Annotated in this window: 9 protein-coding genes; 3 read left to right on the top strand and 6 right to left on the bottom strand. The window is 64.7% G+C overall.

The annotated features are described in order from the left end of the window. Positions 1-23 precede the first annotated feature (23 nt). Complete coding sequence (locus HYG82_RS31000) at positions 24-1682, bottom strand: hypothetical protein (protein WP_179260921.1); 1659 nt, start codon at positions 1680-1682, stop codon at positions 24-26. 97 nt (positions 1683-1779) lie between these two features. Continuing rightward, the gene (locus tag HYG82_RS30995) at positions 1780-1962 is read right to left on the bottom strand and encodes a hypothetical protein (protein WP_179260920.1); all 183 of its coding nucleotides are present in this window, start codon (positions 1960-1962) and stop codon (positions 1780-1782) included. An 89-nt stretch (positions 1963-2051) separates the two neighbouring features. Here HYG82_RS30995 and HYG82_RS30990 point away from each other — a divergent pair, with 89 nt between their 5' ends. Continuing rightward, positions 2052-2831 carry an ABC transporter ATP-binding protein gene (locus HYG82_RS30990; RefSeq protein WP_179260919.1) on the top strand — a complete coding sequence of 260 codons (780 nt, stop codon included), beginning with the start codon at positions 2052-2054 and terminating at the stop codon, positions 2829-2831. A gap of 218 nt (positions 2832-3049) precedes the next feature. Further along, a complete protein-coding gene (locus HYG82_RS30985; protein WP_179260918.1) occupies positions 3050-3292 on the top strand; it encodes a DUF8015 family protein in 243 nt (80 codons plus the stop codon). A gap of 761 nt (positions 3293-4053) precedes the next feature. Here HYG82_RS30985 and HYG82_RS30980 read toward each other — a convergent pair. Beyond that, complete coding sequence (locus HYG82_RS30980) at positions 4054-4425, bottom strand: cupin domain-containing protein (protein WP_179260917.1); 372 nt, start codon at positions 4423-4425, stop codon at positions 4054-4056. 275 nt (positions 4426-4700) lie between these two features. Between HYG82_RS30980 and folP the strand changes: the two genes are divergently transcribed. Further along, positions 4701-7304 (top strand): dihydropteroate synthase, encoded by a 2604-nt coding sequence (folP, locus tag HYG82_RS30975; protein ID WP_179260916.1) that lies wholly within the window; start codon positions 4701-4703, stop codon positions 7302-7304. A gap of 207 nt (positions 7305-7511) precedes the next feature. Here the strand turns inward: folP and HYG82_RS30970 are convergent, their stop codons facing one another. From HYG82_RS30970 to HYG82_RS30960, 3 genes are read right to left on the bottom strand one after another with little or no spacing between them, the layout of a single operon-like run. Beyond that, positions 7512-11306: a UvrD-helicase domain-containing protein gene (locus tag HYG82_RS30970; protein ID WP_179260915.1), complete on the bottom strand. Its 3795-nt coding sequence runs from the start codon at positions 11304-11306 to the stop codon at positions 7512-7514. Further along, positions 11299-12345 (bottom strand): PD-(D/E)XK nuclease family protein, encoded by a 1047-nt coding sequence (locus HYG82_RS30965; RefSeq protein WP_179260914.1) that lies wholly within the window; start codon positions 12343-12345, stop codon positions 11299-11301. Before HYG82_RS30965 ends, HYG82_RS30970 begins: the two co-directional genes overlap by 8 nt. After that, on the bottom strand, positions 12338-14653 hold the full coding sequence (locus HYG82_RS30960; protein WP_179260913.1) for a hypothetical protein: 2316 nt from the start codon (positions 14651-14653) through the stop codon (positions 12338-12340). Before HYG82_RS30960 ends, HYG82_RS30965 begins: the two co-directional genes overlap by 8 nt. Between the last annotated feature and the right edge of the window lie 24 nt (positions 14654-14677).

The following is a 14677-nucleotide window of genomic DNA, read 5'->3' as shown; positions in this document are numbered from 1 at the left end:
GTAGGTCGGTATCGGTCGACGGGTCACTCGAGTGTGTACCAGTCGAACCCTTCGATCGCGTATCGATAGGAGACGACCGGCGCGATCAGCCCGCCGATCAGGACGGCCCAGGCACCGATCGTGATCGCGCGGGCAGAGACCGTTATTTCGGAAAGTGGCGTCAGCGCCGCCAACCCGGAGATCAATCCGGCGATCAGCTCCGGCGCCTCGAGATAGAGTACGACGGCCGCACCCGTCGGGAGCGCGATAGCGAGCGTGTAGACGAGAAAAGCCGTCTTGCTCGGCATCACCGCCTCGCGATTATTGGTGAGCTTGACGCTGCCGAAGCGGGGAAACGTAGACCCGATCCCAGTGGCCAGAGCAGGTGTGGCGACCGCGCCTGCCGTAGTCCCGACGGCGAGCACAGCGGTATGCTCGAGCGAGAGCGGACTGACGACCCCGAAGGCGACCGAAACGACGAGCGCGAGCGGGACGCCGATGAGCGAACCGGCGAGCATGCGACCGCGAATGGCCTGTCGGCCGGTAAGCGTCGAGGTCAGGACGGCGGGCAGCGCCGGACCCAGATCACCCAACGGGTTGAGGGTAAACAGGACCCCGGCCGCCCAGACGACGTACAGGCAAAACAACACTGCGACGAACGAGGGAACCGTCCTGGTTTCGATGACCACCTGACCGAAGCCGAGCGCCCCAAACAACGGGTAGCCGGCGTAGGCCAACCGAATCGGTGCGCGTTTCGTTCGCCGAATCGCCGTCACTGCCACCCCGCGGACCGGCCTCGAGACGGTACTCGAAAGTATCCTGGCGAGCCGGTCGGACGACGTTTCTTCCTCGATCTCGTCGTCGTCGGGTCGCGCTGGATCGGCGAACCAGTGGATCCGAGCGGACGGGACAGCGACGGTGACTGCGAATCCGACGACGATGGCCGAGCCGCCGATCGCACCGCCGAGGCCGAGCGGTGACGGTACCAGGCCGGGGATCCCGAACAGTAGCACGTGACCGGGCCAGCCGAGTGGACTCGATTGTAACACGGTGAACAGCGTTTGCAGTACTCTGTCCAACTGGCCGGTTGCGATCGCGCCGAAATAGACGAGCCAGAACGCGGTGAATAACAGGGTGCGATACTGTGCGATCGGTTCGTAGACGGTGATCAAATGTCGGACCCAGACGCCGATCGCGAATCCGACTGGAACGGCTGTCACTACGATGAGACTAATCAGCACTGGCGTGACGAGGACCGGCAACACCGTGCCCGCACCGAACGCGAACGCTGCGGCGTAAAGCAGCGTAAACGGGAGCAGAACGACCGCGTAGAGCGCGCTTTCGCAGGCGATAATCCCCAGAACGGTGTTTCGGACCGGCGTGGACACCAGGAGAAACGACGGTTCGTCGACATCGGCGACCGCCGTAACCGTTCGCATGATCGTCATGAAGACGATCACGAGCCACACGACGGCAGTGCCGCCGGTAATAACGTTGCTCACGATATCGGCGGTGTCTGCATCGATTCCGGCCGCTGCTTGTGCCCCCAATTCCGGGAGAAAGAACAGCCCGACAGCCGTGACTGGCCCGAGCAGGAATAGCGCCAGTACGGCCATCATGACCAGTTTCATCCGGTTCCCGGTTATCGCCCGGACTGTCCGTCGAAGCTCCGTTCTGGCGATCGAGACGGACGCGTACCTCATCAGCGATCACCTCGCTTTAGATTCGCAGCGCAGGGATCCGTAGATCTCATAGTTACATTCGATCCGTGCGATCAGTAAAATATTTGGATTTCTGTCATCACTCCGCGCGCAATCCGTCACCAACTCCCCTCGAGCCGCCTTCGACCTCGGCTCCGCCGGTAATCCGCCGGATGCGCTTGCAGATCGGCGTCGCCGTCGAGTCGATCGAATCCGGGAACTCCGTGAGGAGTCGGGGAATCTCGACGAGTCCGACGGCGCGAACGTCGATTTTGATGCGCACCCAGTTGCTCGAGAGGAGAGGGCAGCGTGCATTCGAACGGAACGCATATATGATAAATCTTTACTTACGGTGGGGAGGAAATGAACTGTATGAGCCCTGTCGACGCCCTCGCTATCGAAACCGAAAATCTGACCAAACGATACGGCGAGACGACGGCCGTTTCGGATCTGACGATGGACGTCGAGCGAGGATCGGTGTACGGCTTTCTCGGACCGAACGGCGCTGGCAAGACGACCACGATGCGGATACTGACGACGCTGACGAAGCCGACGTCGGGCACGGCCCGCGTCGCGGGTCACCCGATTACGGACCGGGAATCCGTCACGCCTCACATCGGTTACCTCCCCGAAGAGCCACCAATCTACGACGAACTCACCGGCCGGGAACAACTCGAGTACGCCGCCGGTCTCCGCGATATCCCCGAGAACGTGGCGACGGAGCGCATCGAATCCATGCTCGAGCGCTTCGACCTACTGGCGGACGCGAACAAGCGCATCGAAGACTACTCGAAGGGGATGCGCCAGAAGGTCGGCGTCATCCAGGCGGTCTTGCACGAACCGGATGTCGCCTTCCTCGACGAACCCACGAGCGGCCTCGACCCTCGCGCGGCCCGGACCATGCGGGATACGATCGCCGACCTCGCAGATCGGGAGATGACGATTTTCCTTTCGACGCACATCCTTCCCGTCGTCGACGAACTGGCCGACGAAATCGGCGTTTTGCACGATGGGACGCTCGTCGCCGAGGGCGACCCTGAGACGCTCAAGACTCGCGCCGAGACCGGCGACGCGCGCAGTCTCGAGGATGCGTTTCTCGAAATCACTCGCCAACCGAGCGAAGACGGACTTCGAGAGCCACCCGCCGAGTGAGCGAGATCCGTCGGGGACCGTCCGGTACGACGGTCGCTCGACCCGGCCCGACCGGTCTGGACGGGTGATAGGGGTCGACGGGCACGCGACTCTTTACGTATCGCTGCCGATCAAAGACGGACCGAGAGGAGGGGAGAGTGCATGAAGCCGCCTCTGCTGCCCTCGATCCGATATTTTTTAGTAGGAAGCAATCGTACGACCGTCCGGTGGTGAGAACAATGGTGCACAGTGACATCGCTGGAACCGAGGACGAATCCTGGATCGCAGAGCGACTCTCGACGATCGACAGATACGATCTCTTGCTCGGGTCTATCCCGGCAGCGTTCGCAGTCACCACCCTCGTCAGTCGAATGTTGAACGTCCCCTTCGAGGTGGCCGTTCTCGGCGGGGTCGCTATCGCAGCGCTCGCCCTGCTCGACGGACTTTTCTTCCGTCCACCTACCGGGTTGCAGGGCACATGACATCCACACCGTAAATGGCGGGCTCTCTCGCTGCTTTAGGTAGTTTCCGTTGAGGAGCTCCCCCGTCTCGGCTCGAGCGATTCGAGCAGCCGATGGCGGAACACTGGCCGCGAATTCGACGGCTGCACTATAGTAGTCGTTGAAACGATCTACCCACCGCTCGCACTGCTGCGGCCAGCGAGCGCTCGCTGGCTGCGAAGTCGCGAGCGGGGTGTGCAATGACGTTCAACGAGTACTATAGTTCTCGATGATCGGTTCGCTCGAGCGAAGTTACTGTGATGGGATGGATTTGACAGCTTAGACACCGCCTCGCCAATGTATCGATGCAACATGAGCGAACGCGATTCAGATCCACCGGTGGCCTGCACGGTGACGGCCGAACAGGACGCGGACCGACCAGAACACGTTCGCTCGGTCCTGGCTGAGCACGACAGAGATGCGACGGAGCGTGACGATGGGTATAGGCTCCTGTTGACGGGGACGACGACGTCCTCGCGGCGGTCGCGACGTTCGCCGCCACCGAGCGGCAGTGCTGTTCGTTTGCGGAGTACACGATCGACGTCTTACCGCCGTACGAGGAAACGCACCTGACGATCACCGGTCCTGCGGGAACGAAGGCGACGTTCCGCGATGGGTTGATCGACCGGTTGGAGTCGGACGCGTAACCGATACCGGGACTCCAACCGCCGGCCGTCGCTTTCGCGGTCATCGAAATGAACACGAGTGCCGTCCTCGCAACGTGGTGTTCCCGCTCTACGTGATCAGGGATCGAACACCTCGCGTTGCAGGCCCTCTCGAACGGGATCGTGTTCGGCATTGGTCGGCGGCGGACTCGTCACCAGCAGCGCTTCGAGTCGGCCGTCCTCGTCGGCGCGCACGCCTCGTTCGACGTCGGCTTCGACGACGACCACGTCGTCGGGCCCGACGACGTGGTCCGTCTCCCCCTCGCGAACGACGCCGGTTCCCGACCGAACGCTGATTACGACGTCGCTTCCGGGCGCGTGAACCGGAATGAACTGTCCCGGCTCGAAGTAGCCGAGAACGACCTTTGTCCGGTCGCTTCGAAAGACGGAGCGGGTGGTGAATCGGTCCTCGCCGTACGTTCGTTCGGTGTCGAAATCGGTCGCTGGCATTGATGGGTTCCTTCGGGGTGTATCGATCGTCGTTTCGGGCCCCGTTACCAGAGTCTGTGTCTTCCCGGAAGGTGCGTCTTCCTCCGAACATGTTAACACTCGCTGACGCGGACGAATCGGACCATTTCCATCACCATGGCCGGCTGCGTCCGGACTCCTGCGAACCGTCAGTGGCCGCCTGTCTCCGCCTCCGCTCCGCACCCTGCTCGTCTTCTTCGGTCCCGGTTTCGGACCCTATCGCCACCGCTAAAACGATCGGGCTCTCTCGTTTGAATATGGAGTATCACGAGGCGGCGGACTTCTGTTTCGATCTCCGGCGGTTCCGCCCGAAGCCGGGCACCGAGTCGACGGCCCGGCTGCTATCCCACCTCGAGAACCCACACGCTGACGTCGACTGCGTCCAGATCGCCGGCTCCAACGGCAAAGGGAGCACGGCCCGGATGCTCGAGCGAACCCTGCGCGAGGCCGGCTACTCCGTCGGTCTCTACACCTCGCCCCACCTCGAGGATCTCCGCGAGCGAATCCGCGTCGACGGCCGGAAAATTCCACAGACTGCCGTCTGCGACTACGTCGACGCCGTCCGCGACTACATCACGGAGCGGGCGGCCGACGGCGAGTCCCCGACCTTCTTCGAGACGATGACCGCCATGGCGCTGTGGCAGTTCGGCCGCGAAGACGTCGACATCGCCGTCCTCGAGGTCGGTATCGGCGGGAAGTACGACGCCACGAGCGTCGTCGATCCGGTCGCAAGTGCGGTGACGAGCGTCACGCTCGAACACACGGGTATCCTCGGCGACACCGAAGCCGAAATCGCCCGCGATAAGGCCCACGTCGCCCCGGACGGTGACCCGCTCGTGACCGGCGTCACCGGCGACTCGCTCGAGGCGGTCCGCGACGTCGCTGGCGAGGTCGTGACGGTGGGAACGGCTCCGGAGGCGGACGACGCGAGCGAGACTGTGGATGCCACGGACGGACGCTCCGTGCCGGACATCCGCGTCACGTACGGCGGTCGGACGAACCACACCGAGGCCGCCGTTTCGATCGAGGCGGACGACTGGCACGTCGAGACGCGGATTCCGCTGCTTGGCGAATACCAGGCCGTCAACGCCGGCATCGCCGCCGCGATCGCAACGCAGGTCGGCGACGTATCGACCGCCGACCTCGAGAACGGACTCCGAAGCGCCCACTGGCCGGGCCGGTTCGAGGTGATGGACACCGAGCCGCTGGTCGTGTTAGACGGTGCGCACAACCCGGGTGCCTGCGAGCAACTCGCCGAAACGCTCGGGACGTACGATTTCGACCGACTCCACGTCGTCTTCGGGGCGATGCACGACAAGGATCACCGCGCGATGGCCGCTGCGCTACCCACGCCCGACGCCATCGTCACGACTGAACCGTCGCTCGAGCGCGCCGAGGACCGTGCGGTACTCGCCGAGGCGTTCGCCGACGCCGGTGCGAGCACGGTTCGGACCGAGGCCGCAGTACAGGACGCCCTCGCGACCGCACTCGACGCGGCCGAGAGCGACGACTGCGTGCTCGTCACCGGCTCCCTGTTTGCCGTCGCGGAAGCGCGCTCGCGGTGGACTCGCACCGACGTACCGAAGCGTGTCAGGGACCTCTCTGACGCCCGCGAGACGCTCGAGGATGCGAACGTCGCCGCGGGTGACGTCGAACGGCTCGACGGCGATGCCGTCCACCGAGTCGTCAGGACGGCGCTCCGAGACCGGCAAGCGACGGTCCTGCAGGAGGAACTGCTTCGTCTCGGTGGCGAATGCGCCCTTTCGGGACTCGATCGCGACGACGAGGCGGTCGACGCCGTTTTGATGGGGACGCTCGCCCAGTTCGAGGCCCTCGTCGAGGTCCTCGAGAATCGTTCGCGACCCCACGGGCTGGCCGACGTCGCCCGCGAGTTACGCACCACGCTCGAAATCGATGCTGGCGCTGCCGACGTCGCCGATGACGAAACGGCACCAGAAACCGAGAGGGTTCCGACGGAACGACGAACCGTGGGCTGGTCCCGTTCATCCGCTCGAACGACAGGCGATTCGACCGAGGCCACGTTCCCCTGGGCGGACCGTCCGTCGGTGATGGGTATTCTGAACGTCACCCCGGATAGCTTCCACGATGGGGGTCGATACGACGCCCTCGAGGACGCCGTGGCCCGCGCCAGGGCGATGGTCGACGCCGACGTCGACGTGATCGACGTCGGCGGGGAGTCGACGCGGCCGGGTGCAGATCCCGTCTCGATCGACGAGGAACTGGATCGAGTCGTGCCTGTGATCGAGCGAATCGCCGATCTCGACGCGCTGATTTCGGTCGACACTCGCCGGGCGGCGGTCGCTGACGCGGCACTCGAGGCGGGTGCGGACATCATCAACGACGTCTCCGGGCTCGAGGACCCCAAGATGCGCTTCGTTGCCGCCGACCACGACGCTGGACTGGTGGTGATGCACAGTATCGACGCACCGGTCGTGCCCGACCGCGACGTCGAGTACGACGACGTCGTCGCGGACGTGATCGATCACCTTTCCGAGCGAGTCTTGCTCGCCGAGAAGGCCGGCCTCGACCGCGACCGAATCATCGTCGACCCCGGCATCGGCTTCGGCAAGTCCGCGGCCGAAAGCTTCGAACTACTCGACCGGATCGACGAGTTCCACGCGCTGGGGTGTCCGGTGCTGTTCGGGCACTCCCACAAGAGCATGTTCGCCCAGATCGGTCGCGATCCCGGCGAGCGACTCGAGGCCACCGTCGCGGCCACCGCCCTCGCGGCCGACCGGGGGGCCGACATCGTCCGGGTCCACGACGGCGCCGAGAACGTCGCCGCGGTTCGGACGGCGCTGGCGACGCGGAACCCGGAGCGATTCGACTGGCAGTCTTAATCCGACGCGTTTTCTATTCTCACTTCGATCGCCGTGATGACCGCATCGACGCCGGCTCTGATTCTGTCCATCTCGAGGGGCTGTATGGTTCCCCGAAACCGATTGCGTGTACTCAATTCCCTGGTGGTATCTCCCTGCTGAGGCCGTTATGGCCGACTGCCGACATTCCAACAGCATCCTGGCTCTGTCCCGCGCGTCCGTATTCGTTCAGTCGTCGTTCGACAGCTCGCGGGCCGGCGTGTACTCCGCCGGCCCGCACCCCAGCGACCGATGCGGGCAGCGCCGACAGTGTTCTCCCGCCCTCGTCTCCGTAAACGACGGATCGTCGACCGACTCGAGCGCCTCGAGGACGGTTTTCCACGATGGCAGTTCGTCGGCGTCGAAGAGGTCGATTCGCGGTTCGTCGACGTCGCCGACGTAGACGTAGCCGACGGTCGCAACCGGCTCGTCGAACCGGTCTACACAGGCCCGTCGGTAGAGCGCCAGCTGAACGGCGTCTTCGGCGTCGATTCGCTCGTCAGTCGTTTTGTAATCGAGTACGGCGAGGCCACCATCGGGAAGCCGTCGCACCGAGTCAACGTAGCCGACGACGGCTCCCGTCACACCGTCGACGTCTTCGAGTGAGAACGGCAGTTCCGCCGCGAGGGGGTCCCAGTCGGCGACTGGCCGGCCGAACGCGGGTGCGGTCGCCTCGAAATAGCGATCGATACTGGCGAGGACTTGACTGCGGTACTCGAGCACATCACGCGCGGTGAGTTGCCGGATGGCGATCTCGCGCCACGCAGCGCGCGTCGCGGCGTCGCGGTGAAAGGCCTCCTCTGCGATGTCGTGAAAGAGCGTGCCGACGATTTGTGACGGTGACTCGGCCTGCGCCGTCGCTGTCCCGCCGTTGGCCTCGGCTGGCGGTGACTCATCGACGCTCGTCTCCGTCGAGGCGTCCGATTCCGAGACGGCACCCGGTTCTGTCGAGGCGTTCGGTCCCGCGACAGGGATCGTCTCCGTCGCCTCGAGCGGATCGTCGATCGCGCGGACGACGTGATCGAGGTAGTGCTTTCGGGGACAGGTCTCGTGGGTGTCGATCGCGGAGTAGCTGTGGCGGATCGCGACCGGAAGCTCGGCAGTCGACGCGAGGGCATCGACCGGAAATCGAACGGTATCTGTCGTCAGTGCGGTCGGTCGGCGACTGCGTGGAATCCGGATGGAGGGCCCATCATCGATGTCGTCGTCGCGTCGGCCCCGTCCTCCGAGGTGGCTCGCCGCGTCGGCTGCCGGTAACAGCGTCCCATCGCGAAGTAGCCGACCCAGTCGGTGAACGGTTTCGATCGCTTCCCGCGTTTCGAGCGGTTCGACCGCTCTCTCCCCGTAGTCGGCATAGTAGGTGATCGTTCCCGGACGATTGCCCGCCGAAGCGGCGATTTCGTCGGTTCGATCGACGACGGTTTTCGGGTAGGTCTCTCGGACTCGCTCGAAGCTATCGGTCAGCGACGACCAGAGATTCATCCGCCGGCCGGTGACCGACCACTCGATGTCGGTTGCCAGACACGCCTCGGCGGTCGACGCCGCGAGTTCGTCTTCCCCGCCGTCGTATTCGTACGCGGATCCGAAGATGAACAGGTGGTTCTCGGCCCGCGTGAGCGCGACGTGGAGGACTCGCCACTCTTCACCGACCGTCTCGGTGGCCAGATCGGCGAGCAGCGGAGACGCCACGTCGTCGTCGAGCGTGGCGGCCAACAGTTCGTACCGCGCTCGCTCGACGTAGTCCCCGTCGACGCACCACTCCTCGTCCGAAAGGTAGGGAACGAGAACGGTATCGAACTCGAGGCCTTTCGCCTGATGGACCGTCATGACGTCAACGCTATCGGCCGATCGGGTTCCGCGCGTTCGATCGCTCCCGCCGCTTCGCAGCGTCCGTGCGAGCGCGTCGACGAACTCCGCGGAGAGCGACTGGACGACGCCGTCCGAATCGTACGCCTCGACGAACCGATCGAGCCGATCGAATTCGTCCCGTTCGTCGCTCGTACAGAACCACTCGATTCGCGTAAGGTCCCGGAACCGGCGGATGAATCCCGAGAGCGGGTAGACGTCCCGGAACGTCTCGAGAGCCGTGAGGTGGTCTCGTGCCTGCTCGAGCCGTTCCGGCCGCTCGACCGCCCCGGTCTCCGGACTCGAATCCATCACCGCGTCGTACAGCGATCCGTCCCGTCCGTGCAGCGTCGACAGATCCTCGTCCGTGAGTCGGTATCGGTAGAGGAGCACGCGCCGAAGGTGTGTATCCGCGTCCGGGTCGACGAGTACCCGGAGGTACGACAGGGCGGTTCGTAGTCCGGGCGAAATCTCACCCCGTGGCGAGCCGGAAACGTCGAACGGGATCTGCAGGTCTCGGAGTTCGTCCGCGACCAGCTGGGCGTGGCGATTCGTCCGAACGATAACTGCGATGTCGCCCGGAGTGCGTTGCGTGACGTTCTCGGCTGCACCGTTGAGCAGCCGCGATACCGTCGTTGCGACCTGTTCGGCCGTCGAGAGGTTCATCTGGTCGCTCTCGATCTTGATTACGCGGTCCGGCGGGTCATCTTCGTCGTCCGTACCGGGCGTCCGACCGTCCTCGCGCAGCGTCTTCGAGGACTGCGGGCCGTAATCGCAGGCGTTGGTCAGGTCGAGAATTTCCTGCCGCGAGCGGAAGTTCAGTTCGAGTTCGATCGCCTCGTGGTCGTCGTAGGCGTCTGCCAGCCGGTCTAACCCCTCGCGGTCAGTGCCTCGCCAGCCGTAAATCGCCTGGTCTTTGTCACCGATTGCGAGCAAGTCCGGCCGATCGGAACCGTCCGTGAGGTCGGTGAGCAGGGAAAACTGCGTCTCGTCAGTGTCCTGAAACTCATCACAGTACACCTGCGTCCACCGGCCGGTGATCTCGTCGGCGACCGAGTCGTCCGCCAGTAACTCGGTCGCCGTCCGTACCAGTTCGTCGAAGTCCATCGTTCGCTTGGCCTCGAGACGGTCGTGGTAATCCGCGTATACGTCGGCGAAGTGGCGGGCCAACCGGAGAAACTCCACATAGTGTTTCAGACGGCCGAACGGGGTCTGCTCGATCCGATTCGTGGCCGATCCCCAAATCTCGTTACCGAACAGCGTCCGCGGGAGGTGCTTCGTCGTCCGATCCTCGAGCGAGAGCGTTTCGATCGTGTTCGTGACGCACTGCTGGAGGACTCGCAGGTAGCGGTCGACGTCGCGAACCACGTCGTCCTCGCGGAAGGCTGCCGGGGCCTCGACGATCTTTTCCCGACAGTACGAGAGGAGTTTGCCGTAATCGACCAACGACTCCCGGGCCGACTCGAGGTGCTCGTCTCGATTGAAGTAGCGAAGCGCCTCGTCGTCGAACGATAGCTCCTCGCCAGCCGTTCGCTCGAGCCACAGGACGAACTCGTTGCAGAGCTCGAGTGTCCGGACCGGTGGTAGTCCCGCCCGCAACCGATCCGGTGTAACGTTCTCCTGGCTCATCGCCTGGATGAAGCGATCGATCGATTCGGTAAGGTCGGCCGGCGCCCCGTCGTCCCGGGTCGACGCGGCCGCGAAATCGTAGTCGTTGTCGGCGAGTAGGCGACCGATGATCCGCCGCCGGGTGCGCTCGGTGACGACGTCGAATTCGGGCGAATACCCCAAATAGTACGCATACTCGCGGACGAGGCGATAACAGAACGAGTGGTAGGTGTAGACGTCGACTGCCGCGGCATCGTCGGGGTCGAGCCGCTCCGTGACCGCCGCCCGGATGTTTGCGGCGGCCTCGTTCGCGAACGTCAACACCAGCACGTCGTCGGGATCGACCTCGCCTCGATCGAGAGCGCGCTCGAGACGAACGAGCATCGTCGTCGTCTTTCCCGTTCCGGCACCCGCGTCCACGGAGGTACAGGCCGCGTCGCTGTCGATGACCGCGCGCTGATTGCCTTTCGGGTCGACGTGGGTCGCGAACGCGGGATCGTCGTCGCCGTTCCGCCGGTGTCGGTCAGCCATCGAAGCGCACCTCGTGGGCGATGTACTCCTGACAGCAAACGGTGTAGTCACAGTCGGGGCAGGCGTGTTCTTCGATTTCGTTCCACCGCCGGGCAGGATCGAACGACTCCGCGACGAGCGTCGCGGCAACCGTCGCAAGTCGGCCGTCAACCGTCTCGTTGCGGTGATCGTGTGTCATGCCGAACGTGTGGTGGTCGACGTAGACGTCGGTCAGATCGACGACTTCGAGGTTCGTTTCGACTTCGTTCTGTACCCAGTTCACCGACAGGCTCGATCGGTCGGCGACCGGGATCTGGACGTACCGACAGGTTCGATCACCCAGTCCGAGTCGATCGCGGAGGTCGCGGAGCCCGTCGAGGACGACCGCGGTCTCGAAGAGAACTCCCACCGGGTCCGGGTCAAATACGTCGGCGTCGTCGGCGAAGTGATCCGTAAATCGGGTTGCGACGTCGCCCTCCCAGTCGGACCGGTACCGTAGTCTGCCAAGCGGCGCGAGCGTGGGAACGAACCGGACGCCGACGATCGACGAGTCGTCGCCGGAGACGTAGTCGACCGTCGCGTCGATCGATATCGTCTCCCCGTCGAGTTCCGGTTCGGCTTTCGGTTCCGACAGGGCGATCGTACTGGAGAGTGGTAACCCGGGCCCGATCAATTCGCCGCCGGTCGCGTCGGTGGTCAGCCGTTCGATCCCCACGGCGTGGTCGGTCCCGATGCGCTCCGCGTACGCGACGATCGTCGCGTCGAGGACCCGCCGCTCGTGGCGGCGCTGGGCCACGGAGTGAAAGCGCTCGTCGTGATCCGACCACAGACTCGATAGTCGATCTCGAGCCGCGGATTCGATCCCCTCGCGGTCCGTTTCGCCGCTTCGGAGCGCGTCGCAGATCGCGGTTCGTAGCAGGTCGACCCGTTCCTCGACTGCGTCGTCTTCGCCGCACTCGAGTCCGTCGACGGAGGCTAACTCGTACCGGCGAGGGCAGTGCAGGGCGGTGCGAATGCCGTCGACGGAGAGGGAGGCAACGGTCGAATCACCGTCAGTCATCACGGACCACCGTACCCGCGGCGAACTCGAACTGCGAGCGGACCGCCTCCGCGAGTTCGTCGTCTACGTCTCCGTCCTCGAGGACGACCGCGATTTCCTCGAACAGCGCTTCCGTCTCGCCGAGGTCGGCCTCACCGCCCGTGCTCGCCTCTCGAAGCACCCGCTCGAGTTCGCCGCGGGGCTGGTCGAGCAGCGCCTCGATCGCGTTCGGTTCGCCGTGAATCGCCGCGTCGGCGCGAACGTCTACGTCCTCGAGGGCGAGTCCCGGTGTCGACTCGATCAGTTTCAGGTAGCGAGACTCGTCGTGAGTTCGACGTAAGCCGCCTGCGCCGCGTTCGTACGAACAACAGTAGAGGACGCGCTCGGCCGCGCGGGACCCGAGCGCGAGCCGTCGACGGGATCGATGAGCGTGGTACGTTTCGAACGGATCGCCGACGCCGGTCGTCTCGACGGTGTCGAACGTGTCGGCGATCGCCTGAAGGGACGGGTCGGTAACCGCGGGATAGGCCGACATCTCCCGGAGCCACGCCGTCGGAAAGAGCTGGGTGAGAAACTGCTCGCCCGGATAGGTTTCGTCGATCAGGTCGAGCAGGAAAACCGCGTTCCGCGAATCGTACTTCAGGTCGTCGACGGCACAGACCGTGACGCCGCCGGTAGGGGGTCGCGTCTCGACCGCGTGGACGTACGGCGCGTCGTACCGAATCGTCCGTCGGAGCATTCGGCGCAGCCCGCGCCAGTCCGGGCCGACGAGGTCGGTCTCTTCCGCGAACTGTGCGATTTCAAGCACCCGACGGATACCCTCGTACTGCTCGCGAGCGTCGACCCAGTCCTCCTCGCGAGCGATCCGGCCTTTTAGATCCGTTCGGTGGGTCCAGCGTTCGAGCGAGCGTCGGATGCTCGAGCCGGCGGTGTTCGCGAGCAGGGCCGGCGAGAACCCCGGCACCCGAGCACGAAGTCGATCCAACGAATCGTTTCGCGGCCCGCTCGCGTCGCCTGTGGGGTCGTCGGGGTCTGTTCGGGCATTCCAGTCGTCCACTTCCTCGTTCTCGCGTTCGCACTGAAGCGTGACGACTGCGTAGAGTTCGTTCACCGCGGGGTCTTCGGCGAGTGAGGGGGTACCGATCGTGGCTGTCGGCACGCCGGCATCCCGGAACCGTCGTCTGGTCTCGGGAACTCGCTCGATCCGGGGGACGGCGACGGCAAACTCGTCGAACGACCAGCCGTGGCGGTCGCGAAGCGACTGTATCTCGGTCGCGACGGCTCGGACATGTTCGCGGCTGGTTCGGGTGTGTATGCGGTTAGCGCGTCCGATCGGACCGACAGCCGTCGAGCCTCCGTCGGATGAAGTGGCCCCGTCCCCGACCTCGGCGTCTTCAGCCTCGGCTTCTCCCGCACGGTCGGCGCCTCCGGTCCGACTCGGTGACTCGCCCGTTGCGAGAAGACGCGTAATCGCCCGGTGCGGTGGATCGCCGTCGCCGCGATGGCCCTTGCCGGGGTCGAGCGACTCGACATCGAGACCGGCCGCGTTCGCCATCGCCGTGACGTCACCGGGCTCGACTCGCGTCCGTTCGACGCTTGCGTTGCGCTCGCCGAGACAGACGAGCGCGGCGTCGTCGGTCAGTGTCGAAAGAAATCGCCGATCGAGGCGGCGGTACTCCTCGAACTCGATGGCGAGAACGGCGTCGAACGAGGCGGTGATACGGCTTCGCAACTCATCTACGTCCGCCTCGAGTAACTCGACGGCCTGTGGGATCACGTCCGCCCGTTCGACGTACCCCCGGTCGTCGAGTTCTGCGTGGAAGCGGTCGTTCATCGCGTACAGAAACGCCAGACAGTCGTGGGGGTCATCGAGGTCGTCGAGACGAATTCGCTGGCGGGTCGCCTCGAGCAGTAATTGCCCGACGTCGCGTGCGAAACTCTCGTGGGCGGCCGCACGCTCGAGGTAGTCCGGTACCGACCGACTCGCTCCGTCGATCACCATCGAAACGAGCTCGATCCGTTCTTCGTACTCGAGTCGGGACAGCGTCGGGTCGTACTCCTCGATGACTTTCGAGGCGTGTTCCGGAAGTGACTCGATACGGGGCGAGCGCGGCCGGCCGTTAGATCGGCCGGCGTCCGCGTCGGCCAGCGCTGCGGTCACCGATTCGATCCCCGCCGGATGCCGTTTCAGGACCAGGACGTTTCGGGCCCCGTATTCGTCCGCGAGATCGGCGTACTCTGTCGTAATCGTCGCGAACAGATCGCTACTCTGTGCGGGCTCGGAGAGGAGCTTGCACGTTCCCTCGAGTTCCGGCGGCGGTGTCGCCATCGATCGATCTGTCACCGAGTATTG

This window comes from Natrinema halophilum, from assembly GCF_013402815.2.
Classification (GTDB): domain Archaea; phylum Halobacteriota; class Halobacteria; order Halobacteriales; family Natrialbaceae; genus Natrinema; species Natrinema halophilum.
Note: the sequence above shows the minus strand (reverse complement) of the source record. Positions and strands in the feature narration are given on the sequence as shown.

Coding starts and splice junctions, on each gene's coding strand:
- HYG82_RS31000 (WP_179260921.1), bottom strand. CDS start 1,682: ATGAGGTACGCGTCCGTCTCGATCGCCAGAACGGAGCTTCGACGGACA.
- HYG82_RS30970 (WP_179260915.1), bottom strand. CDS start 11,306: ATGGCTGACCGACACCGGCGGAACGGCGACGACGATCCCGCGTTCGCG.
- folP (WP_179260916.1), top strand. CDS start 4,701: ATGGAGTATCACGAGGCGGCGGACTTCTGTTTCGATCTCCGGCGGTTC.
- HYG82_RS30990 (WP_179260919.1), top strand. CDS start 2,052: ATGAGCCCTGTCGACGCCCTCGCTATCGAAACCGAAAATCTGACCAAA.
- HYG82_RS30960 (WP_179260913.1), bottom strand. CDS start 14,653: ATGGCGACACCGCCGCCGGAACTCGAGGGAACGTGCAAGCTCCTCTCC.
- HYG82_RS30985 (WP_179260918.1), top strand. CDS start 3,050: ATGGTGCACAGTGACATCGCTGGAACCGAGGACGAATCCTGGATCGCA.
- HYG82_RS30965 (WP_179260914.1), bottom strand. CDS start 12,345: ATGACTGACGGTGATTCGACCGTTGCCTCCCTCTCCGTCGACGGCATT.
- HYG82_RS30980 (WP_179260917.1), bottom strand. CDS start 4,425: ATGCCAGCGACCGATTTCGACACCGAACGAACGTACGGCGAGGACCGA.